At 66.6% G+C, this 21,743-nt stretch carries 23 protein-coding genes and 1 riboswitch; of the genes, 7 read left to right on the top strand and 16 right to left on the bottom strand.

The annotated features are described in order from the left end of the window. Positions 1-51 precede the first annotated feature (51 nt). A complete protein-coding gene (locus tag NSQ78_RS03320) occupies positions 52-2,394 on the bottom strand; it encodes an autotransporter outer membrane beta-barrel domain-containing protein (protein ID WP_064237650.1) in 2,343 nt (780 codons plus the stop codon). Positions 2,395-3,204: 810 nt separating this feature from the next. Between NSQ78_RS03320 and NSQ78_RS03315 the strand changes: the two genes are divergently transcribed. Further along, positions 3,205-3,615, top strand: coding sequence for a hypothetical protein (locus NSQ78_RS03315; protein ID WP_064237649.1), 411 nt, complete (start codon positions 3,205-3,207; stop codon positions 3,613-3,615). A gap of 64 nt (positions 3,616-3,679) precedes the next feature. Here NSQ78_RS03315 and NSQ78_RS03310 read toward each other — a convergent pair whose 3' ends face one another. Genes NSQ78_RS03310 through NSQ78_RS03300 form a run of 3 tightly spaced genes read right to left on the bottom strand, consistent with a single transcriptional unit; the run spans position 3,680 to position 7,745 of the window. Continuing rightward, positions 3,680-4,693, bottom strand: a complete 1,014-nt coding sequence (locus NSQ78_RS03310; RefSeq protein ID WP_080473099.1) for a fimbrial protein — start codon at positions 4,691-4,693, stop codon at positions 3,680-3,682. Continuing rightward, on the bottom strand, positions 4,690-5,193 hold the full coding sequence (locus NSQ78_RS03305) for a fimbrial protein (protein WP_064237648.1): 504 nt from the start codon (positions 5,191-5,193) through the stop codon (positions 4,690-4,692). Before NSQ78_RS03305 ends, NSQ78_RS03310 begins: the two co-directional genes overlap by 4 nt. Beyond that, the gene (locus tag NSQ78_RS03300) at positions 5,190-7,745 is read right to left on the bottom strand and encodes a fimbria/pilus outer membrane usher protein (RefSeq protein ID WP_064237647.1); all 2,556 of its coding nucleotides are present in this window, start codon (positions 7,743-7,745) and stop codon (positions 5,190-5,192) included. Before NSQ78_RS03300 ends, NSQ78_RS03305 begins: the two co-directional genes overlap by 4 nt. Positions 7,746-8,043: 298 nt before the next feature. Here NSQ78_RS03300 and NSQ78_RS03295 point away from each other — a divergent pair, with 298 nt between their 5' ends. From NSQ78_RS03295 to NSQ78_RS03285, 3 genes are read left to right on the top strand one after another with little or no spacing between them, the layout of a single operon-like run. Continuing rightward, positions 8,044-8,556 carry a fimbrial protein gene (locus NSQ78_RS03295; protein ID WP_064237646.1) on the top strand — a complete coding sequence of 171 codons (513 nt, stop codon included), beginning with the start codon at positions 8,044-8,046 and terminating at the stop codon, positions 8,554-8,556. A gap of 52 nt (positions 8,557-8,608) precedes the next feature. After that, on the top strand, positions 8,609-9,322 hold the full coding sequence (locus NSQ78_RS03290; RefSeq protein WP_064237645.1) for a fimbria/pilus periplasmic chaperone: 714 nt from the start codon (positions 8,609-8,611) through the stop codon (positions 9,320-9,322). 49 nt (positions 9,323-9,371) lie between these two features. Then, positions 9,372-9,743, top strand: coding sequence for a DUF805 domain-containing protein (locus NSQ78_RS03285; protein WP_064237644.1), 372 nt, complete (start codon positions 9,372-9,374; stop codon positions 9,741-9,743). Positions 9,744-9,935: 192 nt separating this feature from the next. On the opposite strand, the gene thiL is transcribed toward NSQ78_RS03285, so the two are convergent. The 5 genes from thiL to NSQ78_RS03260 form a co-directional block, all read right to left on the bottom strand. Then, entirely contained in the window at positions 9,936-10,898 is a 963-nt protein-coding gene (gene thiL / locus NSQ78_RS03280) for a thiamine-phosphate kinase (RefSeq protein ID WP_064237643.1), read from the bottom strand. A gap of 120 nt (positions 10,899-11,018) precedes the next feature. Beyond that, positions 11,019-11,498, bottom strand: a complete 480-nt coding sequence (gene nusB / locus NSQ78_RS03275; RefSeq protein WP_005415268.1) for a transcription antitermination factor NusB — start codon at positions 11,496-11,498, stop codon at positions 11,019-11,021. Continuing rightward, entirely contained in the window at positions 11,495-11,962 is a 468-nt protein-coding gene (gene ribH, locus NSQ78_RS03270) for a 6,7-dimethyl-8-ribityllumazine synthase (RefSeq protein ID WP_010481977.1), read from the bottom strand. Before ribH ends, nusB begins: the two co-directional genes overlap by 4 nt. A 136-nt stretch (positions 11,963-12,098) precedes the next feature. Further along, positions 12,099-13,199, bottom strand: a complete 1,101-nt coding sequence (ribB, locus tag NSQ78_RS03265) for a 3,4-dihydroxy-2-butanone-4-phosphate synthase (protein WP_049468272.1) — start codon at positions 13,197-13,199, stop codon at positions 12,099-12,101. Further along, positions 13,196-13,798 (bottom strand): riboflavin synthase, encoded by a 603-nt coding sequence (locus NSQ78_RS03260; protein ID WP_049468273.1) that lies wholly within the window; start codon positions 13,796-13,798, stop codon positions 13,196-13,198. The genes ribB and NSQ78_RS03260 overlap by 4 nt, the downstream gene beginning before the upstream one ends. Before the next feature lie 77 nt (positions 13,799-13,875). Further along, a riboswitch (FMN riboswitch) is annotated at positions 13,876-14,020 on the bottom strand. A gap of 301 nt (positions 14,021-14,321) precedes the next feature. Here NSQ78_RS03260 and NSQ78_RS03255 point away from each other — a divergent pair. The 3 genes from NSQ78_RS03255 (at position 14,322) to NSQ78_RS03245 (ending at position 16,506) form a co-directional block, all read left to right on the top strand. After that, positions 14,322-14,945, top strand: coding sequence for a hypothetical protein (locus NSQ78_RS03255; protein WP_064237642.1), 624 nt, complete (start codon positions 14,322-14,324; stop codon positions 14,943-14,945). 152 nt (positions 14,946-15,097) lie between these two features. Further along, a complete protein-coding gene (locus NSQ78_RS03250) occupies positions 15,098-15,982 on the top strand; it encodes a hypothetical protein (RefSeq protein ID WP_064237641.1) in 885 nt (294 codons plus the stop codon). A 134-nt stretch (positions 15,983-16,116) separates the two neighbouring features. Then, on the top strand, positions 16,117-16,506 hold the full coding sequence (locus tag NSQ78_RS03245) for a hypothetical protein (RefSeq protein ID WP_064239606.1): 390 nt from the start codon (positions 16,117-16,119) through the stop codon (positions 16,504-16,506). A gap of 35 nt (positions 16,507-16,541) precedes the next feature. Here NSQ78_RS03245 and ribD read toward each other — a convergent pair whose 3' ends face one another. The 7 genes from ribD to NSQ78_RS03210 form a co-directional block, all read right to left on the bottom strand. Continuing rightward, positions 16,542-17,627, bottom strand: coding sequence for a bifunctional diaminohydroxyphosphoribosylaminopyrimidine deaminase/5-amino-6-(5-phosphoribosylamino)uracil reductase RibD (gene ribD / locus NSQ78_RS03240; protein ID WP_064239605.1), 1,086 nt, complete (start codon positions 17,625-17,627; stop codon positions 16,542-16,544). A 78-nt stretch (positions 17,628-17,705) separates the two neighbouring features. Then, positions 17,706-18,227, bottom strand: a complete 522-nt coding sequence (gene nrdR / locus NSQ78_RS03235; RefSeq protein ID WP_005415256.1) for a transcriptional regulator NrdR — start codon at positions 18,225-18,227, stop codon at positions 17,706-17,708. 145 nt (positions 18,228-18,372) lie between these two features. Then, positions 18,373-18,822, bottom strand: coding sequence for a hypothetical protein (locus tag NSQ78_RS03230; protein WP_064237640.1), 450 nt, complete (start codon positions 18,820-18,822; stop codon positions 18,373-18,375). After that, on the bottom strand, positions 18,815-19,270 hold the full coding sequence (locus tag NSQ78_RS03225; RefSeq protein WP_064237639.1) for a hypothetical protein: 456 nt from the start codon (positions 19,268-19,270) through the stop codon (positions 18,815-18,817). Before NSQ78_RS03225 ends, NSQ78_RS03230 begins: the two co-directional genes overlap by 8 nt. A 6-nt stretch (positions 19,271-19,276) precedes the next feature. Continuing rightward, a complete protein-coding gene (locus NSQ78_RS03220; protein WP_064237638.1) occupies positions 19,277-19,750 on the bottom strand; it encodes a hypothetical protein in 474 nt (157 codons plus the stop codon). Positions 19,751-19,816: 66 nt separating this feature from the next. Continuing rightward, positions 19,817-21,070: a serine hydroxymethyltransferase gene (glyA, locus tag NSQ78_RS03215; protein WP_057494411.1), complete on the bottom strand. Its 1,254-nt coding sequence runs from the start codon at positions 21,068-21,070 to the stop codon at positions 19,817-19,819. Between the two features lie 187 nt (positions 21,071-21,257). Further along, positions 21,258-21,728 (bottom strand): RcnB family protein, encoded by a 471-nt coding sequence (locus NSQ78_RS03210; protein ID WP_049468289.1) that lies wholly within the window; start codon positions 21,726-21,728, stop codon positions 21,258-21,260. Positions 21,729-21,743 lie beyond the last annotated feature (15 nt).

Below are 21,743 nucleotides of genomic sequence, written 5' to 3'. Positions count from 1 at the left end.
GGGTCGGAACCCATTGCCGTGGCAATGGGCTCCGACCCGCCGCAGGCCCGCTTACCAGGCCCTGCGCAGGCCCAGCTGGCCACCCACGTTGCGGTAGCCGTAATCACCACGCTGCACGCTCACGCCACCCCACGCGCCCCAGCGCTGGCCCAGCCTCAACTCGGCACCGGCCTGCACCTCATAACGGTTGCGCGGCACGTCTGCGCCCAGCGTGGCACCGTTGAACTGCAACGTGCTGCTGCCGCTGCCACGCAGCCAGTTCACGCCCAGGTACGGCTGCACGGTGTTGCCGGCGGCCGTGCCATGGCCAAACACACGCACGCCCAGGCGCCCGCTCAGGCCACCGGCGTCGGCGTGATCGATCACGGTGCCGTTGCTCTCCACGTGGCGATCGGCGCGGAAATCGACATGGCTCAGCTGCAGCTGCGGCTGCACGTACAGCGCGCTGGCGCTGCCCTGCCACACGTTGAAGGTGTATCCGGACTCCACTGACGCGCTGGTCATGCGCGAGTCGTAATGCTCCGGCGCCAGGCCGATGCCCTGCACGCGATTATCGAAGCGGCCGTACTGCAGGGCGGCGTCCACATGCGCGCCTCGCGTGCCGTCTGCTTCCTGCAGCCAGGTGCCGTACACACCCACCGCGCTGCCACGCACCCGGCCCTTGGCGCTGTAGCCGGTCAGATCGGACACTGCGCTGCTGTCGGCGCGGCCGCTGCCCAGCATCACACCGGCAACCGCATTGCCACGCCGCAGCAGGTCAGCACCGATCTGCAGCACCGAGGTGGTGCCATCGATCGACAGTTGGCCGCCGACCGCGCTGAAGTCCGCCTGCTGCCGGCCCACGCGTGCCCAGGCGGCACGGCCTTCATCCCGCGAGACGGCACCGATGCGGTCGTTCAGACGATGGGAGAACATGCTGATCGCAGCCGACTGGTTGGCCAGGTAGGCGCCCGCTTCCGGGCGCAACACCGGCGGCGGCAGGACCGGATCGATCGGATCGATTGGATCCGTCGGATCCGTCGGATCCACCGGCACGCATCCCGGCAGCGATGGGTCGATCGCGCACGGGTCTGGGGCGGTTGGCAACTGCGACCGCAGGTACCAGTTGCCTTCGCCACCGGCAACGCCTCCCTTGTGCAGGAAGTAGTCATACGAACCCGCCACCGCGCGACCGGCCAGCGCGTAGTTGGCCAACGACGCCCCGTCCACCTGGATCAGTGTGATGCCCTCCAGCGTCTGCGCACCCAGGCCGCCGATGTTCTGCACAACCACCGTTGCATCGCCGCTGCTGTCGCCGCGCACGTGCAGGCGGTCCATTGCCGAGTCATCACCTTCAAGGGCGCCGCGGAAAACGAACGTCGCAGCCTCGCTGTGCAGATTGCCATCCACCGTCAGCGTGTTGAAGCCGATCTGCCAGGGATCGGAAAGCACCAGCTCACTCCCCATGGCCGACAGCTCGCCGACACGTGCGTCGCCCGTCAGCATCCAGCGGCTACCCGTCTCCATTGAGATCGCTTGAACCAGATCCGAGGTGCCGTTCCATGCGGTCCCGCTGCCGAGCTGCACATGCACCTCCGACTGCGGCACCAGGCCGGCCGCCAGGTCGTCAGGATTGATGACAATGTCACCCACCATCACGGCATTGTTCTCCAGTGCCACATCGAAGCGCCCGGTCACGGCAGCGTCCAGTTGCAGGGCAACCCGGTTGCCACCGTACAGCACTGCACCATCGGCCAGGGTCATGCCGGGAATGCGCGCACCCCGTATCCACACCCCACCATGCTGCTGGCTGACCAGCGAGCCACCGTGGATCTGCAACCAGCTGTCGTCACTCAGGACCGCAGCCCAGGAGCCTTCACCTTCCACGTGAACATGACTGTCGCGGAGGAACAGATAGCCCCCGCCCGCGCCCACCAGACCGTGCGACGCCGCACCGGTGGTGTGTACGGCGCTGTCGATCAGATCCGCACCGGAGACGCCGTCAATTTCGACGCCCGCAGATGCCGCCCCACGTGTCTCGATGCGTGTGCCATATGCCGAGAAGTCCGCGGCGGTGACTGACACACCTGCTGAGGTCGTGCCCGTGGTGAGGATGCTGCTATCTGGCCGCAGGGTGACGATACTGCCGACGCCCTCAACACGTACGGCAGCGGCATCCTCTCCGGAGGTTGAAAGATGCGTCGGCGCCAGAGGGATGATTGCACCGCCATTGCGGGCATGGAAAACAAACTCGCCTGGACCACTGGTCGCGTAGCTTCCTTCAGGCGGCTGCTTCAGTTCTTCGCCGGGGCTGTCGCCATCGGCAATGACCTGCTGGGCCATCGCAGGTACGGCGGTCGATAGAACACTGGCCAACGCGATGGCCAACAAATGACGTGGGGGTGTGATGGACATTCAATTCTCTGTCTAGGCTGATTGGGAACGCGGCTGTATCCGTCGCGGACGGCAATGTGGCAGCCCCAACCCCGTACTTGAATGCAACAAATTGCAAAGACACGCCCAGATTCATTCGATTGCGGCAATGACCGACTTCACCGACGCCAGGTATGGCTCGGACTCTATGGGGTCATCGCCCATTGCCAGGCCATGCACAAGCCCGCCGACCAACCAGATGGCAGTAGCCGCGTTGCACGCTTGCGCCGCCCCACGCGCCAACGCAGCCCAGCTTCAGCTCGGCATCTGCCTGCGCTCGGCATGATGTGTGGTGATCACGGGTAGCGCCATGTCGCATACGTGGCGGAAGTGGAAATGCATACCGCACGGAATGACTCCGGCACCGTCTTCCTTGCGCGATGCCGCTGTAGAGTCGAGCATGGCTCGACGCTACAGGGAATGTCGCATTCGGCAAGAATCACCATCCGCTACCTGCCAGCGACAAAGTTGCAACGCTTTCGAACTTTCCAACAATTCTCATTGGCAGCATTGGCGCTTCATGCAAATCATGTAGCGCCACCGGAAACGGGTGGCACGGGCTTCCAATCCCGTTAGGTAACTCTGTTGTTTACGCTTGCCTGCCGGCGTCACCCTTTCCTTGTTGGGTGGCGTCGGCAGGCATTCTGTCCGCGCACCTATGGCGGGCGGTGCGTGGGGGCCTCGTGCCCGCCGGCGTTTCGCAGAGCTACCACCGGTATTGGAACCACGCACCGTCCGCCACCCTCGCTGTTAAGCAGGGTGGCCCCTTGCCGTTTGCACAAGGACGCCACCATGACCGCTTCCGCCTACCCGCACCTGTTCGCCACCCTGGGCGAGGCCGCCACGCGCCTGCCCGATGACCTGGCCCGCACGCTGGAAGACACCTTCGTTGCGCTGCAGACCGGTCACAGTCCTGGCGCCATCACCCTGCAGGCCTGCCTGCAGTACATCCGCCAAGGCGATGCCGCCGATGGCCAGCCGTGGCCCGGCAGCAACCGCACACCGGGCCAGCGCCTGGCCTTGGCGCGCATCGACCGCGCCAATGCAGGGCTCAGTTTCCTGCTGGAACTGCTGCACGCCACCGAACGCGTCCGCGTGGACGGGGATATCGACCAGCACATGGATGACGGCGCGCGCGAAGGGCTGTTGCTGGCCTGCCGTGGGCTGGCCGAATATGTGGATGTGCAGTTGCGGGCGGCGTAATCCAGGTATCGCTGGGCTTGGTCCGGCGTCGCCGGTCATCCCATCCCGCGCCTGATCCACAGTATCAGCGATAGTCGGCGGTGAGTACTGCCTGCCCTTCCACCACCCCGATCCTGAACGTGCCGGCCACCCGCGCATAACGCGCTTGCAGATCGATGCTCTGCGCACCCGCGCCAGACACGCCGTGGTTCCACTGCTGCCCGAGCACCACCGGCACGCCATTGCGCAGCAGTTCCACATGGACGCCCTGCGCGGTGGCATTGGCTGTGGGCCTCAACAGGCTGCCGGTGGCCGTAGGCGCATTGGCGTCGGTCAGCGTCAGTTTCAACGGCGCGCCAGCGGCCTCGCACTGCAGCTTCACCTGGAACGTCTGCTCGGGGCTGCTACTGCCCGCTGCGTCCAGTACATCGGCGGAAACATCGTTCATGCTGAAACCGGCATCGCTGAGCGCGCAGGTTGGATTACGGAGCTGGAGAGTAACGCGAATGGGGTGCTGCATGACGAGCGATGGGAAATCACGCAGCCACGTGGTGCCCGTTCCGAGACTCGCCGAGGCTGCCTGCATCGGACCACCGCGCGAGACTACCGCGACATGGAACGTGGAGTTGATCGCTAAGTTGGTGCCCCGTCGAAGTCCCTCGATACTCACCCGTGTACCAATCGTCAGCGGCGTATAGTGGAACCCGGAGCCACCGGTGCCACCTCCCGCGTACCCTGCGTGCCTGAAGATCAGCAGAGGAGACGTCGGGCTGAACTGATAGGTCACATAGGTCTCGCCCTGGTAGTTCACGGTGCCGACCGCGGTCAGCCCGGTGAAGCTCGGGTTGATCTCCATCGGCAGCGCGTCCTGTGCGCATCCGAGTATCTGTGCGACATTCCCCGGAATGAAACCAATCCACCCCGTCAACACAACTCCGGGCGCGGGGTCATTGAGCACCTCCTGGTCAATATCGAGACTCGCCCTCTGACCCAAACTGGTGCAGGCCATCGCCCCGCCAGCATTGGTGAGCAGTAGAGCGTAGAGCGCAACCCGTGCAACAGGCATCGTGCTGCCCCGTGGCTCGTTCGCGCGCTTCATTTGTAATCCGCCGTCACAGTGATCTGCGTACTGACATCGCCCGCTTTCAGCGATGTGCCGGCCTTGCGGTAGTAGCCGGCGCGCATGTCCAGCTTGGCGGTGGCGGCACCATTGACGGCGACCGTCTTCTTCGCGCCCTTCTGCAGGAAATCGTTGCCGGTGGTGCCATCCAGCAGCGCAACGGCCACGCCGGTGGCGCCACCGGTGGCCTGGTTGAGCCAGTGGCCGTCCTGCGCGGCGTCGGCGGTGCCTTCAAAGGTCAGATCAACGCTGGTCACGCCCACGCAGCCGGTGAAGTTCAGCACCGCCGGCCTCAACCCGTTGTCATGCCCGGTCTTGAGATCGGTGGCATCAATATCGGCCAGCGTCACCGGCACATTGGCCATGGTGCATGTGCCAGGCAGCACCTTGCCGGTGACGGTGATGGTGGCCGAATCGGCATGGGCCTGCGCGGCAACACCGAGCATGAGCAGTGATGCGATGAGATAGGAGGATTTCATTGGGAAGCTCCAGAAGTTGAAGAAGAGGCGTCGTCAACCCGCAGTGCCGACGGAATGGTCACGCAGCGTGCCTGCGCCCAGTACTGGCCGTGTCCGTCCGGCACCTCGGGCATGGCGTAGTGCAGTCGGCAAGCCATGCCGTCTTCGGTCTGCACGTGCACGAAGCCGGCCGGCTCCAGTCCGCGCAGGGCCAGCACACCGCCTTGCCCCACCTGGCCCAGGGTGTGCCCATCGGCATGCCTGATCTGCGCGCCGTAAGCCAACGGAGTGCCGTCGGCATGGCTGGCATCGATCAGCCACACGCGATCGTTGCGTGACTGGAAGCGGACTTTGACGATGCTGCCGGCACTGGGTGCCACACGCTGCGAGCTACCCTGTACGTCGACGTCAAGCGGCAGGTGGGCGGTGTCCAGATGAATCTGGTTCCATCGGTACGGGCTGGTATAGGGCAGCACCGCGTAGCCATTGCCCGCCACAGTGACGTTGCGGCCGCTGCCGACCATGGCGCCCTGTGCGCCCTGCGCCTCTACCAGCGCGAAGCTGTCGCCCAGCGCCGGGCCGAAGTTGATACCGCCAGGGTGCAGCACCACGCCGCCGGTGGCGCCCGCGTTGACACTGCTGCTGCCGTTGGTGCGGCCGAAGCCCGCGCTCACATCGGCACGGCTTCCCTGGTAGCTGGCATAGGCGTTGTAGCCGCTGCCACCCTGGCCGCGATTGCCCGACAGGCTGTAGGACAGCGCGCGGGCCTCGCCCAGATTGCCGTGGATGCCCAGCTCTTGCTGGCTGCCCAAGCGGCTGTCGTTGTACGTAGCGGTGGCGCGCGGCGCGTTGGTGGCGCGTCCCAGTGGCAGGCTGAGCATGAACGAAAGGCGCGTATCGGGCGCTCCACTGGCCATGCGGTAACGCGTGGCGGAAACCGTGTAGTTGGCGCTGCGGTAGCTGCTGTGGAAGCCCAGCTGCAGGTCGTTGTGCTTGCCCGCGCGATTCCAGTAGGTCACATGGCCACCGGCCAGGTACAGCTGGCCGCGCGTGCCCACGCGCTGCGAGAAGTTCATCTGGAAACGCTGGCGGGTGCGCATGACGAACGCATCGGCGGCCTGCGGCCGGTCGAACGACAGCTGCGAGACGTCGGTGAGGGTAAGGAAGCCTTCGGTGCTGTAGCGGTACGCAGCCAGGCCCAGGTTGGTGCCGGTGCGCGCCACGCTGCGCTGGTAGTTGAGGCGGTAGCTGCGGCCCGATTGTGCGGGCGCGCCGGGCACGTTCGCGCGCGCGTAGGTGACGTCGGCACCGATGGCGCCGAACGGCGTGTTGAACGCCGCGCCTGCCAGACCGGCCTGGTAGTGCTCGGCCACCTGCACGCCGCCCAGCAGGGTCATGCGGTTGCTGACGCCACGCGCATAGGTGCCTTCGGTGAAGCGCAGCGCCTGCTGGTACAGGCCCGTGTTGCGCAGCTCACCGGCGGTGATGCTGAAGCGCTGGCTGCCTTCGCGCAGCGCCTGCGGCACGGCGGAGAAGGCGACGGTAAAGCGCTCCTCGCGGCCGTCGGCCTCGGTGACGGCCACTTCCAGATCGCCACTGCCGGCGTTGGGGTAGAGATCATCAATGGCGAACGGGCCGGGCGCTACGGTGGTTTCGTACAGCACCGCGCCGTTCTGGCGGATGGTGACCCGCGCATTGCTCTGCGCCACGCCGCGCACTACCGGGGCATAGCCACGCAGCGAATCCGGCAGCATGCGCTCGTCGGTGGCCACGCGCACGCCGGTGAAGCCGACGCTGTCGAAAAGCTCGCCACCGGTGTTGCTCTGGCCCAGAGTGAACTGGCTGTTCCAGTGCGGCAGGTCGCGCTGCAGGTAACTGTTGAGCGTGCTGAAGTGCGTACCCTGCGCGTTGTGGCTGATGGAACTGCGGTGGCGCAGCCGCCACGCGCCCAGGTTCACGCCACTGGTAATGCCGGCGTAGCTGTTCTGCTGGCCCAGGCTGCGGTAGTGGTTGACGGTGTAGCCAATGAACGCGGCGGTGATGCCGTAGTTGCGCAATTCCGGTGCGACGAAGCCGCGCGCCTGGCGTTGCAGCGCCACCTGCGGCAGCGAGATGTCCAAGCGCAACTGGCTGTCGTCGTAGGTGACGCGTGCGCCATTGATGCTTGCCTGCAGATCGACGCACTGCGGGTTCCCGGACGCCTCCACGGCGTCGCGCGCGGCATCGCTCAGGCCCAGTGCAAGCAGCAGCTGCGCGGGCACGCAGGGCGTTGCCACATAGGGCGTATCGGATTCGACAAGTTCGATGTCATCGCGGCGCACGAACTCGCCGTTGAGATGGATATCGACGTTGTAGTGACCGGGTTCGACCGGGTTGCCCACGCTGAAGCGCGCCAGGTCGTCGCTGCCGAAGCCGGTCGCAAAGCCTTCGCTGAATTCCACTTCGCCACCGGTGCGCGCGTGCGCAGGCAGCCCGCCTACAAGCACCAGCGTGGTGCTGATGGCCATAGCCAGCGCGGTGTGGCGCAGGGAATGCTGCGCGCCGCTTTGACAGGGGGAGGAAGTCAGGCGCATGGCGTCGACGCGGCCGCAGTGCAGCCCCGGTAGTGATGGGAGGGGATGCAGACTAGGGCGCGATCACGCAGTCGAATATGCAACTACTTGCAGTTTCCCAAGCATGTAAGCGTTTGCAACAAGTTGTATGGCTCGTGGCGGTGATCAGGCCGAACATGCGCCGGGCAGAAGAACGGGCATGCCTTGTCCCATGGCGGCAAAGAACCTGCCGGCGGACATCGCGCCCTCCTGCCGCGTCCACCCATCGCTCAGATGCCAGTGGCGATCCCGATTCCATCACTTTTTGAAGAGCACACCCATGAAGAGCCTGAAGACCCCGATGGCCCTGGCCGTCCTGCTGGCCGCTGCCCCGACCGTTAATGCGGCCGACCTGACCATTACCGGCGAGATTGTCGAGACCACCTGCACTGCCACCATCAACGGTGGCGTTGCCGTGGCAATGGGCAAGATGGATCTGGAAGATCTGAAGAGCAATGACCGTATCGGCCGTCGCGACCTGGACGTGGCCGTGGCCTGCCCAGGCGCCGCTGGTTCGCACGATGTGGCGGTGAAGTTCAGCGGTTCATCAACAGCAGATGGTGGTCTTGCACTGACGGCAGCCAGTGACGCCGAAGGCGTGGCGTACAAGATCTATGACAGCACCGATACGCTGCTGAAGATCAACAGCGCACCGACGCAGTTCGTCACTGTCACCGATACTGCACCGCAAACTGTGAAGCACAGCGTCTGGTACACCAAGACCGGTGCTGCCGCCGATGTGGTGGCCGGCACGGCCAACGCAACCGCGCAGATGGACATCGCCTACAAGTAAGCGCGCCCACCCGGCAGTGCACTGCCGGGTGGTTCTTCCAGAGGACGCTCTCATGAAAATTCGCGCATGCGCGCTGGCGCTGATGCTCGTCTGTACAGGCCACGCTTTCCCCGCCGCAGCGGCAGTGACTCTGCAGGGCACACGCGTGATCTACGACGGCAGCAAGGGCGCGGTGACGGTAAACACCAACAACCGCGGCGACAAAGTCGCCCTTGCCCAGGTGTGGCTGGACGATGGCGATGCCAGCGCCAAGGCCGGCAGCCAGAAGCTGCCATTCGTGCTGACACCGACCACGCGCCGCATCGAGGCGGGCGGCGCACAGGCCTTCCGGCTGACGTATGCGCCAATGGCCGGGGCGGCACTGCCGAGCGACCGCGAGTCGCTGTTGTATTTCAACCTACTGGACATACCGCCCAAGCCCGAGAACGTGGAAGGCCAGAATCTGCTGCAGTTCGCCATCCGCACCCGGGTGAAGCTGTTCTATCGCCCTGCCGGCCTCCCCGGACATGCGCGTGACACTGCCGCAGCACTGCAATGGCGTGCCGAGGGGCAAGCCCTGCAGGTGTACAACCCCGGGTTCTACCACGTGACGCTGAGCCGCCTGACGCTGCCCGATGGCAGCACGATCGAGGTGGACATGGTGGCACCGGGTGAGCGCTTGGACCTGCCACTTCCGTCGGGTGCATCGGTGCCGGGAACCTTGGAATTCCAGTGGCTGGACGACTACGGCACCACGCGCGATGCCCAGGCAAAGGTCATTCACTGATTGACGCCGGGCAATGGCTCGGCGCTACCTACAGAGAGAAACGCACAGCATGAAAAGGATGATGACTCCGCTCACCCGCTACACCCAGTTCAGCGGGCGCGCCAGCCGCAGCGAGTTCTGGTGGTTCCAGTTGTTCGTCGTGATCGCATTGATACCGTCGAATGTGCTGGGCTTCATTGCTGGCTACACCGGTTCAGGCACGCTGGTACTGATATCGACGGGCGTGGGCGCGTTGGTGTGGCTGGCGATCATCGTGCCGATGATTGCAGTGACCGTGCGCCGCCTGCATGACACCGACCGTTCCGGCTGGTGGTACCTGCTGATGCTGGTGCCGATTGTGGGCCTGGTGGTGCTGGTGTTCATGCTGCTGCCGAGCACCCCGGGCGACAACCGCTTCGGTGCGCCCGTTCCGCACGTGTAATCGCCACGCGTTGGCAGGTGTCGACCCTGGTCGACACTGTGTTGCCACGGGCGGCTGACACCTTCGTGCCAACCCAGGTTGGCACCTGCCCGAGCGATGCCGAGGTGCTTCACTCGGGGTCAGAGCCCTTTGCGGCGCAAGGGGATCTGACCCCACCCCGAAGCTCGGCACCCCAGTGCAGTACCGCTGCGGCTACGCGAAGTGCTGGTAACCGCCGTCGGCGGCTTCGCCGTCCACGTGCACGCCCTGCCCTTCGGCGATGCGGCCGATGCGGGTGAGCGGCACGTCCAGCGATTCGGCCAGGTAGTGCAGCGCATCGCGCTGGTCGGCAGCCGCGGTGAAACACAGCTCGTAGTCGTCGCCCCCGCGCAATGCGCAGTCGCGTGCAGCGTCGCGGCCGAGCAGCTCACGCAGCGCGTGCGAGATCGGCAGCGAATCGGCATCCACATGCGCGGCCACGTTGCTGCGCGTGGCGATATGACCGAGGTCGGCCAGCAGGCCGTCGGACACATCCACCGCCGCGTGCGCGAAGGCCCGCAGGCGCAGGCCCAGGGTCACGCGCGGCGTCGGCCGCAGCAGGCGCAGGCGCAGGCTTTCGTAGTCGGCCAGCAGCGTGGCGGTGGCGATGCTCAACGCACCTTGTTCCCACAGGCGCAGTGCGCCGGCGGCATCACCCAGCGTGCCACTGACCCAGACATCATCACCCACCTGCGCGCGGTCGCGCCGCAGGGCCTGGCCACGCCCGACCTGTCCCATCGCGGTCACCGACAGCGACAGCGGACCGCGCGTGGTGTCGCCACCGATCAGCGCGATGTCATGCTGGTCGGCCAGGGCGAAGAAGCCATCGGCAAAGGCCTCGATCCAGTCTTCAGATGCTTCCGGCAGCGACAGCGCCAGCGTGCACCACGCCGGGCGCGCGCCCATCGCGGCCAGGTCCGACAGGTTGACCGCCAGGGTCTTCCAGCCGATGTCGAAGGCCGGGGTTTCCACCGGGAAGTGCACGCCGCTGTTGAGCGTATCGGCGGTGACCACCAGCTGTTCGTTGGCACGCGGCTGCAGCAGCGCGGCGTCGTCACCGATGCCGAGCAGGATGTCGTCGCGCTCGAGGGTACGGGCGCGGATGCGGTCGATGAGGGCGAATTCGGCCAGGGACATGGGGCGTTCCCGCTGTTGTTCTTGCCGCGCATCGCGCGGTGGGCGGTAGTGCCGGCCGCTGGCCGGCAACCTCAGGATCCCTGCAGCTGCCGGCCAGCGGCCGGCACTACCACAGGCGGGTCAGTGACCCGATTCGACCTTGCGCCATTCCACGGCGGCACGATCCAGCACGCCGTTGACGTAGGTGTGGCCGTGTTCGGAACCGAAGCGCTTGGCCGATTCGATGGCTTCGTTGATCACCACGCGGTACGGCACGTCCAGGCGGTAGCGCAGCTCGTAGGCGGCCAGGCGCAGCACTGCGCGCTCGATCGCGTCCACTTCCTCGATGCCACGGTCCAGGTACGGGCCGAGCGCTTCGTCGATGTCGCGACGGTTGTCGAGCACGCCGTGCACCAGCGCCTCGAAGTACGCCAGGTCGGCAATTTCGCGGGCCTGCTCGTGGGCAAACTGGGCGATCAGCGACTGGGCGTTGCCGCCGGAGATCTGCCAGGCGTAGATGGCCTGCACGGCACGACGGCGGGCGCGCGAGCGCAGCACCGGATCGACGCCATCGCGGCGGACGGGTTTACCGGAGGGCTTGCCCTGGGTGTTCTTGTTCATGGCAGTTGCTCCAGCAGATTGACCATTTCCAGTGCGGCGAGTGCGACTTCCTCGCCCTTGTTGCCGTGGCTGCCGCCTGCGCGGGCCTCGGCGTCTTCCACGCGTTCCACCGCCAGCACGCCGTTCAGCACCGGCACGCCGAAATCCAGCTGCACGCGCATCAGGCCTTCGGCGCAGCGGTCGGCCACGTGTTCGTAGTGGCGGGTGTCGCCACGGATCACGCAGCCCAGGGTGAGGATGGCAGCGTGTTCATGGGCGGCGGCCAGGCGTGCGGCCACCAGCGGCAGTTCCCAGGCACCCGGCACGCGGATCACGTCGATGTTGGCTTCGGTGATGCCGTTGCCGGCCAGGCTCTGGCGGGCGCCAGCGACCAGCGTGTCGGTGATGCGGGCATTCCAGCGGCTGGCCAGGATGGCGAAGCGCGCCGACTCGGGAGTGCGAAGATCGCCTTCGTAGTGGCTCATATGCGGCTTGGGGAACTCGATAAGGGGGTAATTCTAGCGTGGATGGGCCCCGGCCGTGGCTGGCGGGGGCCCGCAGGGGCTGCCGACCAGCGGTCGGCACCCACCGGTAGTGGCGGCCGCTGGCCGGCAATCCCCATTACAGGGTGACCGTCTCCACCACTTCCAGGCCGTAACCGGCCAGGCCAACCTGGCGGCGCGGGGTGCCCAGCACGCGCAGCTTGCCCAGGCCCAGGTCGGACAGGATCTGCGCGCCGGCACCGTTGCGGCGCCACTGGCCCACGTCCTTGTCCTTGCCCGGCACCACCGGCGCCGGCTGCTGGCGCAGGCGGGCCAGCAGGGCTTCGCCATCGCGCGGGGCCGACAGCACCACCATCACGCCGGCGCCCTCGGCATCGATCGCACGCAGGGCATCGGTGGCGGCCACGCCGAAGTCGTCGCGGCGCCAGTGCAGCAGGTCGGCCAGCGGGTTTTCCACCTGCACGCGCACCAGGGTCGGTGTCTCCGCATCCGGCGTGCCGCGCACCAGCGCGAAATGCAGGTCGTGGGCGATGCGGTCGCGGTAGGTCACCAGCTTGAACGGGCCGAATTCGGTGTCGATCTCGCGCTCGTCCACGCGTTCAACGGTCTTTTCCGTAGCCAGGCGGTAGGCGATCAGATCGGCGATGGAGCCCATCTTCAGGCCGTGCTCGCGGGCGAACACTTCCAGCTCCGGGCGGCGCGCCATGCTGCCATCCGGGTTCAGGATCTCCACCAGCACGCCGGCCGGCTCCAGCCCGGCCAACATGGCCAGGTCGACGCCGGCTTCGGTATGGCCGGCGCGGGTGAGCACGCCGCCCGGCTGGGCGATCAGCGGGAAGATGTGGCCCGGCTGGTGCAGATCCGACGGCTTGGCATTGGGCTTCACTGCGGTGCGGATGGTGTGCGCGCGGTCGTGTGCCGAGATGCCGGTGGTAACGCCCTCGGCGGCCTCGATGCTGACCGTGAAGTTGGTCTGGAACTGCGCGGTGTTGGCCTGCACCATCGGCGCCAGGCCGAGGTCGGCGGCGCGGGTGCGGGTCAGCGGCAGGCACACCAGGCCACGGCCGTGGGTGACCATGAAGTTGATGTCCGACGGCTTGACCAGCTCGGCGGCCATGATCAGGTCGCCTTCGTTCTCGCGGTCTTCGTCATCGACGATGACCACCATGCGGCCCAGGCGGATGTCTTCCAGGATTTCCGGAATCGGGGCGAAGTTCATGCGCGTGCTCCTTCGCCCAACAGGCGTTCGACGTAACGGGCCACCAGATCGATTTCCAGATTGACCGCGCTGCCCACGCCGGTGGCGGAGAAGGCGGTGTTGGCCACGGTGTGCGGGATCAGGGCGACTTCAAAACCTTCGTCGTCCACTTCGTTGACGGTGAGGCTGACGCCGTCCACGCAGATCGAGCCCTTCTTGGCGATGTAGCGGCGCAGCGAGGCCGGCGCGGCGAAACGCCAGCGCTGGGCCCGCGCGTCGTCGTGGATGGACAGCACCTGGCCGAGGCCGTCGACGTGGCCGCTGACCAGATGGCCGCCCAGGCGGTCGGTCGGGCGCATGGCGCGCTCCAGGTTGATGACCGCCCCTTCGCCCAGTTGGCCCAGCGTGGTCAGGCCCAGGGTCTCGGTGGAGGCATCGGCCTGGAAGCTGTTGGCGTCGAATGCGATGACGGTGAGGCAGACGCCGTTGATGGCAATGCTCTCGCCCATCTGCACGTGGTCGAACGGCAGATTCCCGACATGGAAGGTGAAGCGGACATCGCCGCCGATGGATTCGCGTGCGGCCAGACGGCCGACGCCTTCGATGATTCCAGTAAACAAGTAACGTTCTCCGCGAAAAGTGAGCGAAAAACGCCGCAAGGCAAACAGGCGGGCGCAGGGCCGCGAAGGCCCTGTGGCACCGTCTTCTTTCATCCGGACTATACCGTCGGCTCCGGCATCGGACCGGATCTGCTGACCCCCGGCCGTGGGCCGGGGCGCTCGCGGGCTCGTGCTTGCGCACCTACCGCCGGTGGGGAATTGCACCCCGCCCTGAAGACGTTTGTGTACCGGCGAACCGGCGTGGCTAGTGTACCAGCCCGGGCTGAACGGGGTGGGATGCCCGGGGTCGGATCCCTTTCCGCAGGAAAGGGCTGTGCCCCTGGGCCTCTCGGAATCGCGGAGGGGTCAGAGCCGTTTTCCCAAGGGAAAACGGATCCGACCCCGGCCACGTCTGGCCAGCCTGTGACGACGGTCTCTCGCATTTTGTAAAACTTTCATTAAAATCCGCAGCGGACGACATGAGGTCGCCACGGGCAGCTGCGATGGCAGGCCCGCCAATGGACTGAAATTCACAGGAATTCCCATGCGCAAGATCCTGATCGTGGCTGCCCTGCTGGCCGCTGCCCCGTTCTCGGCCTCGGCCGACGCCCTGAGCTACACCTACGTCGAAGGCGGCTGGACGCAGGTCAAGACCAACGACGACCTGTTGGATGATCCGAAGGTTGACGGCGGCTACCTGCGTGGCTCGGTCGCACTCTCCGAACAGGTTCATGTGTTCGGTGGCTGGACCTACGCCAGCAAGTCGTACAACTACGACTACGGTTCCTACAAGCTGAAGCTGAACCAGCCCGAGCTGGGCATCGGCTACCACATGCCGTGGACCGACCGCGTGGACTTCACCGCTGACGCGGCCTGGGTCCGCCAGCAGGCCGAAATCACCGTCAACTCCGATTTCTACGGCCGCCTGCGCAACAAGGACCACACCAACCTGGGTCGCGTCACCCTGGGTATCCGCGGCAAGCCCTCGCGCATGACCGAAGCCTGGGCCAAGGCCGGCTACATGGATGGCGGCAACAACTTCAAGGGCACCTGGGTCGGCACCGTCGGCGGCCAGATCAACTTCACCAAGACCTGGGGTCTGGTGGGCGAGATCGCCGGCTATCGCGACGTCACCCAGTACTCGGTTGGCGTGCGCGCCAGCTTCTGATCCAACGATCGCTCCTCGTCGTGCGATCGAACGGGCCCCGCGAGGGGCCCGTTTTTTTTGGCCCGCGCGTACCGGCCCGTGGCGACCGGGCGTCATCACGCCCGCGAAGAGATGCGCTAGGCTTGCGCGCATCTGGAACCGGAAACACTGTCATGAAGACCCCCTTGCGTACCCTGCTGGCCAGCGCCTTGCTGGCTGCCCCGCTGCTGGCCGCCGCCGCCCCGGCCACGCTGACGCCCGAACAGGCCTTCGACCTGTATGCACGCGTGCTGCTGGAAGACGATGCCGCCGCGACCCGCACGCTCAACGATGCGCTGAAACCCGCCTTTGAAGGCCAGGATGCGGTAACCCCGAACCCGGGCGCACTGGCCAAGGCGCTGGCCGAACCGTGGCAGGTGGTGCTTGCCAGCGCCGGTGCCAAGGCCGACGCAGCCGCCACCGAAGCGCTGTATGCCAAGGCCCTGCGTGATTCGAAGTGCCGCGCGACCAAGAGCGTGATCGAAGACAACGAATACGTCGAAGGCCAGAAGCTGGCGCGCATCGCCTTCAGCTGCCAAGTGCCCGACCTGGGCAACGTGCGCCCGTTGTTCGCCGCCAGCCTTGCAGCCGATGCCAGCCCGGCCGCGCGCAAGCAGTTCACCGACGCCTACACGCAGGCGCTGCAGAGTGGCGCGCGCGTGGCGGTCAGCGGCACCTTCACCCTGTACCCGGCCAAGGACAACGGCTATTGGTACAGCGGCAATTTCGATGATCTGGTGGGCACCGTGGCCGGCGCGCTGGCACCGTTCGAAGACTGGATGCAGGACGCGCAGGCGGCCACCGCGCCGAAGGTCACCGGCGTACCGGGCTGCGACCTGCTGCTGCAGCAGCATCGCGCCTGCGTGGCGAAGATCGCGCCGGACCAGATCAGTGGCGTGGACGCGATGGCCGAAGAACTGAAGGCCAAGGCCAAGGTGAAGTCGGCCAAAGACATGACGCAGGAATGCAAGGCACTGCGCCCGGTCGCCGAGATGATGTGGACCGACGAATGCGCGTAAGCGCGATGTAACGCCGAGCCCACGCGCTGCTCAGCGTTGCCGACGGCAAGGGCAACTGCATTTTCAGAACCGTTGCATGGCCCTGCGCGACCTGCATGGTCAATGCTGTTGCCCTCTTCCCCGGGGGCAACCGCATGAAACACCGTATGACGTCGACCGCGATCATGGTGCTGGCGCTGATGGCGTGCTGGCAGGCCGAGGCGTCCAGGTTCAAAGCCACGAAGATCATCGTCGTCCAACCCTCGGTCGCCTTCGAGTCAACGCAGCTGAGCGACAGGCACCTGGATGCGTGGATGAGTGAGGATGATCACTGCCGCGACTTCCTGATGTACCACGACCAGTGTGCCGTGCTGGTACTGCCGGATCAGTACGACGACGGTTTCACCCGCCACCAGCTGCGATTGAAGGCCAGGCAGCTGCCGGGCGAGGCCTTGGGCGCGTACTGCCGCGACCTGCATGTGCTGTGGAAGCAGCAATGGAAAGGCCAATGCCCCGTTGGCGAAGAGGACGACGAAGCGACCTGACGCCGAGGGCATAGCGCCTGCTCTGCGTTAGTCCCTCATGGGCGCAGGAGCAGCCGGATGTCCTCGCCCACCTGCCGCTGGTCGACCACGCGCAGGCGACGCTGCTGGTCCATCGCCTCGATGCCGAGGCCAGCCAGCAGCGGGCGTCCGTTGTCGCCCAGCAGCGTGGGGGCCTGATAAAGCAGAAGCTCATCGACCCAGCCGCCGCGCAGCAGCGCACCGGCCAGCGTGGCACCGGCTTCGGTGTGCACTTCATTGATGCCGCGCTCGGCCAGCAGCGCCAGCACCGCGCCCAGATCCAACCGCCCATCAACGCTGGGCACGCTGGCGAATTCGGCATCGGCCGCGTCCGGTGCGCTCACCGCCGCAGCGTGCAGGTACAGCGTCGGTGCCCCGCCCTCGCGCACGCGGCTGCATTCGAGCGAACGCAGGTGCGAATCGAGCACCACCCGCAGCGGTGGCATCACCTCGGTATCGGCCAGGCGCACGGTCAGCATCGGGTCATCAGCGAGCACCGTGTCGGCGCCGGTCAGGATCGCACCGGCGCGTGCCCGCCAGTGCTGCACGTCTTCGCGCGCGGCCGGAGCGGTGATCCACTTGGAATTGCCATCGGCCATCGCGGTACGACCATCCAGGCTGGCGGCCAGCTTCACCCGCAGCCACGGGCGGTTGCGCTCCACGCGCGACAGGAAGCCCTTGTTGAGTTCGCGCGCCTGCGCCGCCATCAGCCCTTCGGCAACCTCGATGCCGGCGTTGCGCAGCAGATCGAAGCCACCGCCATCCACCTTGGGGAACGGATCGCGCATCGCCGCCACCACGCGCGACACGCCCGCTTCGATCAGTGCCAATGCACACGGCGGTGTGCGCCCGTAGTGGGCACAGGGCTCCAGGGTGACGTAGGCGGTGGCACCGCGCGCCTCGCTGCCGGCTTCGCGCAGCGCGAACACTTCCGCATGCGGGCCACCGGCGCGCTGGTGCCAGCCCTGCCCCACCACGCGTTCGCCATGGGCGATCACGCAGCCGACCATCGGGTTGGGGCGGGTGGTATAGGCAGCGCGCTCGGCCAGGCGCAGCGCGTTGGCCATGTGCAGGTGATCGAGGACGGAGAACGGGGTGGTCATGCGGCCATGGTAACGCTGCCGGTGGCGATGCACGCCATCAGTGCCCACCAAGGCGGGCGCTCACCCAGGCAGAGGCGGTCAGCCCTTCTTCTTCTTGGTCAGGGCGATCACATCGCCGAGCAGCTGCAGCTGTTCGGTACTGGACGGCAGATCGCGCTCGAGCTTCTCGATCTCCTCGCGGAAATCGGCCACGTCCTCGAAGCTGCGGTACACCGAAGCGAAGCGCACGTAGCCCACGTGGTCGAGCTTGCGCAGTTCGTTCATGACGAACTCGCCGACCTTGATCGAGGGCACTTCGCGCTCGCCGCTGATGCGCAGCTGGTGCACCACCGCCCGTACCGCCGCCTCGATCTTGTCTTCGGGCACCGCGCGCTTCTGCAGCGCGCGGTCGAACCCCGCGCGGACCTTGCGCTGGTCGAAGGCCTCGCGGGTGCCGTCACTCTTGACGATGGCCGGCAGTTTCAGTTCGACCGTTTCCAGGGTGCTGAAGCGCTCGCCGCAGGCTTCGCATTCCCGCCGACGACGGATCGTCGCGCCGTCTTCGGAGACGCGCGAGTCGATGACCCGGGTATCGGCATGTTGGCAGAAGGGGCAATGCATGAAACGCCTGGCTCAGGGAAGTACCTATTGCCACGGTCATGGCAGCGTCGCAAAGGTACCTGAGAAGGGGCGCAGCAGCAAATGCTGCCTGCACGGAAGCGCCTGCAATTCAGCCCGCCAGCCCGGCGAGGCCGCGACGCGCCGCTCAACCGGATGCGGGTGGCGGCGATGCGGCGCGTGCCCAGCGCAGCCAGGCCAGGTGCCCGGCCATCAGCAGCAGCGGCGGACCAAACCCGAGAAGGCCCAAGGTCGAGATCTCGCCATTGCTGATAGTGAAGTACAGCGTGGCGACGACCACGCCCGACGCGGCCAGGCTGCCCAGCGCCAGGCCGACCCAGGCCACAGCCGGTGATTGGCGCAGGCCGGCAACACCGCGCCACAGGAACAGGCCGCTCAGCCACAACCATGACAGCAGGCCGATGAGGCCGGCCGACGACCACAGCAGCAACAAGGTGTACTCGTCGCCCGTCAGGTACTTGCCCTCCCAGACGACCATCAGCCCCAGCACGGCCCCCGTGCCGCCTGCCGCCACGACGGGCAGGCCCACCAGCAGGCCGGCAATGGCCATCCAGCGTTTGTGATGACGCTCATCCATGCGTTCCGTTTCCTTCGATGGGCTGTGCCCGGCCGCGGTGTTTGATCCACACCAGCCTCGCGGCCGGTACCAGCATCGACGGGCCCAGCAGCAACAGGGCGATGCCTTCGGCGTGCACGGTGATGCTCCACCACAGCGCTAGCCCCAGCAGGGGCACGGCGGCAAGACTGCCGACCAGCAGCATCCACCACCAGAGGCGATGCACCTGCAGCCCGGCACGTCCCTGCAGCAGATACCCGGCGCTGAGCCACAACCAGGCCAGGCAGCCGGCAATACCGGCCAGGCCCCACAGCGGCATCAGGGTCACCGCGGCCAGCGTGCCATGGCCGAACTGGCCCAGCCCCGTCAGCAGCAGCATCGTCGCCGCGGCACCACCCGCCACCAGGCTGGGCAGGCCGAAGATCACCGCCAGGACGGCATACAGATACCGGGCGCGGCGCTCATCCACGCGGGCCTACTCCTTTGACCGTGCCGGGCCGGATGGCTCGCCCACCGCGTCAGCACGCAGCCGCAGGAGGATCAACATACCGGTGGGCACCAGCAGGGACGGCCCGGCGAACAGCCCGCTGAGCACGGACGAACCCAGCTCGGCGAAGTAGTACAGCGCCATCGCCAGCAAGGGCAGGCCTGCCAGCACGCCCAGGCCCAGCAGCAGCCACCAGCGGCGTGAAGCCCTGTGCAGCCCGCGTGCGCCATCGCGCAGCCAGACGATGCTGAGTGCGACCCAGGCCACGAGGCCGGCGATCGCGCACGATCCCCACGCGAACATGCCAGCGGCAAACCCCAGTTTGTCCGCGTCCAGCGAGACGAGCCCGATCACGCCCATGACCACGGCGATGCATGCACCGGCACCGCCGAAGAACAGGCTGGGCAGGCCGAACAGCACCGCCAGCGCGATGTACAGGTACTTGAGGCGGCGCTCATCCATGCGCGGGGTTCCTGATGACGGGGTCAGAGCCCTTCCGTGCGGGAAGGGATCCGACCCCTGCCCCGATCAGCCGTAGACCGGGTACTTGCGGCACTGCGCGCTGACGGCGTCGCGCACGCGGGCGATGACGGCGTCATCGTTCGGCGCATCGAGCACGTCGGCGATCCAGTTGGCCAGGTCCACACAGTCCTGTTCGACGTAGCCGCGGGTGGTCACCGCCGGAGTGCCCAGGCGCAGGCCCGAGGTCACGAACGGCGAACGCGGGTCGTTCGGCACCGAGTTCTTGTTGACGGTGATGTGGGCCTTGCCCAGCGCGGCTTCCGCGTCCTTGCCGGACACGTCCTTGCCGATCATGTCGACCAGCATCAGGTGGTTCTGGGTGCCACCGGAAACGATCTTGTAGCCGCGCGCGATCAGCGTGTTGGCCATCGCCTGGGCGTTCTTCACCACCTGCTGCTGGTAGGCCTTGAAGCCCGGCTCCAGCGCTTCCTTGAAGGCCACGGCCTTGCCGGCGATGACGTGCATCAGCGGACCGCCCTGGATGCCCGGGAACACGATCGACTGCAGCTTCTTGACCAGGTCTTCGTCGGCGCCCTTGGCGATGATGATGCCGCCGCGCGGGCCGCGCAGGGTCTTGTGGGTGGTGGAGGTGACCACGTGGGCGTGGTCCAGCGGGCTCGGGTAGACGCCAGCGGCGACCAGGCCGGCGACATGGGCCATGTCGACGAACAGGTAGGCACCGACCTTGTCGGCGATGGCACGGAAGCGCGCCCAGTCGATCACCTGCGAGTACGCCGAGAAGCCGGCCACGACCATCTTCGGCTTGTGTTCCAGGGCCAGGCGCTCGACTTCGTCGTAGTCGATCAGGCCCTGGTCGTTGACGCCGTACTGCACGGCGTTGAACAGCTTGCCCGACGCATTGACCTTGGCACCGTGGGTGAGGTGGCCGCCGTGGGCCAGGCTCATGCCGAGGATGGTGTCGCCCGGCTGCAGCAGGGCGAAGTACACGGCCTGGTTGGCCTGCGAGCCGCTGTGCGGCTGCACGTTGGCGTAGTCGGCGCCGAACAGCTGCTTCAGGCGGTCGATCGCCAGCTGCTCGGCGATGTCCACGTATTCGCAGCCACCGTAGTAGCGCTTGCCCGGGTAGCCTTCGGCGTACTTGTTGGTCAGCTGGCTGCCCTGCGCTTCCATCACCGCCGGGCTGGTGTAGTTCTCGCTGGCGATCAGCTCGACATGGTCTTCCTGGCGCTGGGTTTCGGCGGCGATGGCCTTGGCCAGTTCGGGATCGTAGGTTTCGATGCGGACGTCACGCGGGAACATCGGGTACTCCAGCAGGCAGGGAAAGGGGTACGACTCAGCCCCTGATTGTAGCCCCGCACCGGCCTGCCGGGGCCGAAACAGACGGGGCCGGCATTCCCGAAGGAATCCGGCCCCGTATGGTTTCAATCGACAGTTGTGGGGTCAGAGCCCTTTCCGTTGGAAAGGGATCCGACCCCGGCCGCGATCGTCAGCGGCTGCTGACGATATAGTCGGCGATGATCCCGCTGGCGATGGCCACCAGCAGCATGTTGCCGCGGTCATCGCGGATCCACTGGTGGCCGTACGGCGGGCGGCGCAGGTGGTAGCGCGGGTAGTCGTTCACCACGTAGATCGGGCCGCGGTAGTAATCACGGTAGCGGTGTCCGACCTTCCAGCCGTAGCCCGGGCCATAGGCCGGGCGGTAGACCACGCGCGGCGGCGGCGGTGCCGGGCGGTAGTAGCGGTCGTGGTCGCGGTGCCAGTCGCGGCGGTCGCGTTCCCAGTCGCGCCGGGCCTCACGGCGGTCGCGTTCCCAGTCACGGCGGTCCTGGCGCCACTCGCGGCGATCTTCCCGCCATTCGCGGCGGTCACGGTGGTCGTTGTCGGCGAAGGCGGGGGCCACCGCGCCGAGCGCCAGCACAGAGGCCACGGCTCCGGCCATTACTCGATTGATGCGCATGTCAGACCTCTGCTT

It is taken from the genome of Stenotrophomonas sp. FSL W7-1447 (assembly GCF_037966425.1).
GTDB classification, from domain to species: Bacteria; Pseudomonadota; Gammaproteobacteria; order Xanthomonadales; family Xanthomonadaceae; genus Stenotrophomonas; species Stenotrophomonas pavanii.
This window is presented reverse-complemented; position numbering and strand designations above follow the sequence as displayed.

Excerpts from the sequence above, each read along its gene's own strand:
- NSQ78_RS03320 (WP_064237650.1), bottom strand. The coding sequence starts at position 2,394 with ATGTCCATCACACCCCCACGTCATTTGTTGGCCATCGCGTTGGCCAGT.
- NSQ78_RS03315 (WP_064237649.1), top strand. The coding sequence starts at position 3,205 with ATGACCGCTTCCGCCTACCCGCACCTGTTCGCCACCCTGGGCGAGGCC.
- NSQ78_RS03310 (WP_080473099.1), bottom strand. The coding sequence starts at position 4,693 with ATGAAGCGCGCGAACGAGCCACGGGGCAGCACGATGCCTGTTGCACGG.
- NSQ78_RS03305 (WP_064237648.1), bottom strand. The coding sequence starts at position 5,193 with ATGAAATCCTCCTATCTCATCGCATCACTGCTCATGCTCGGTGTTGCC.
- NSQ78_RS03300 (WP_064237647.1), bottom strand. The coding sequence starts at position 7,745 with ATGCGCCTGACTTCCTCCCCCTGTCAAAGCGGCGCGCAGCATTCCCTG.
- NSQ78_RS03295 (WP_064237646.1), top strand. The coding sequence starts at position 8,044 with ATGAAGAGCCTGAAGACCCCGATGGCCCTGGCCGTCCTGCTGGCCGCT.
- NSQ78_RS03290 (WP_064237645.1), top strand. The coding sequence starts at position 8,609 with ATGAAAATTCGCGCATGCGCGCTGGCGCTGATGCTCGTCTGTACAGGC.
- NSQ78_RS03285 (WP_064237644.1), top strand. The coding sequence starts at position 9,372 with ATGAAAAGGATGATGACTCCGCTCACCCGCTACACCCAGTTCAGCGGG.
- thiL (WP_064237643.1), bottom strand. The coding sequence starts at position 10,898 with ATGTCCCTGGCCGAATTCGCCCTCATCGACCGCATCCGCGCCCGTACC.
- nusB (WP_005415268.1), bottom strand. The coding sequence starts at position 11,498 with ATGAACAAGAACACCCAGGGCAAGCCCTCCGGTAAACCCGTCCGCCGC.
- ribH (WP_010481977.1), bottom strand. The coding sequence starts at position 11,962 with ATGAGCCACTACGAAGGCGATCTTCGCACTCCCGAGTCGGCGCGCTTC.
- ribB (WP_049468272.1), bottom strand. The coding sequence starts at position 13,199 with ATGAACTTCGCCCCGATTCCGGAAATCCTGGAAGACATCCGCCTGGGC.
- NSQ78_RS03255 (WP_064237642.1), top strand. The coding sequence starts at position 14,322 with ATGCGCAAGATCCTGATCGTGGCTGCCCTGCTGGCCGCTGCCCCGTTC.
- NSQ78_RS03250 (WP_064237641.1), top strand. The coding sequence starts at position 15,098 with ATGAAGACCCCCTTGCGTACCCTGCTGGCCAGCGCCTTGCTGGCTGCC.
- NSQ78_RS03245 (WP_064239606.1), top strand. The coding sequence starts at position 16,117 with ATGAAACACCGTATGACGTCGACCGCGATCATGGTGCTGGCGCTGATG.
- ribD (WP_064239605.1), bottom strand. The coding sequence starts at position 17,627 with ATGACCACCCCGTTCTCCGTCCTCGATCACCTGCACATGGCCAACGCG.
- nrdR (WP_005415256.1), bottom strand. The coding sequence starts at position 18,227 with ATGCATTGCCCCTTCTGCCAACATGCCGATACCCGGGTCATCGACTCG.
- NSQ78_RS03230 (WP_064237640.1), bottom strand. The coding sequence starts at position 18,822 with ATGGATGAGCGTCATCACAAACGCTGGATGGCCATTGCCGGCCTGCTG.
- NSQ78_RS03220 (WP_064237638.1), bottom strand. The coding sequence starts at position 19,750 with ATGGATGAGCGCCGCCTCAAGTACCTGTACATCGCGCTGGCGGTGCTG.
- glyA (WP_057494411.1), bottom strand. The coding sequence starts at position 21,070 with ATGTTCCCGCGTGACGTCCGCATCGAAACCTACGATCCCGAACTGGCC.
- NSQ78_RS03210 (WP_049468289.1), bottom strand. The coding sequence starts at position 21,728 with ATGCGCATCAATCGAGTAATGGCCGGAGCCGTGGCCTCTGTGCTGGCG.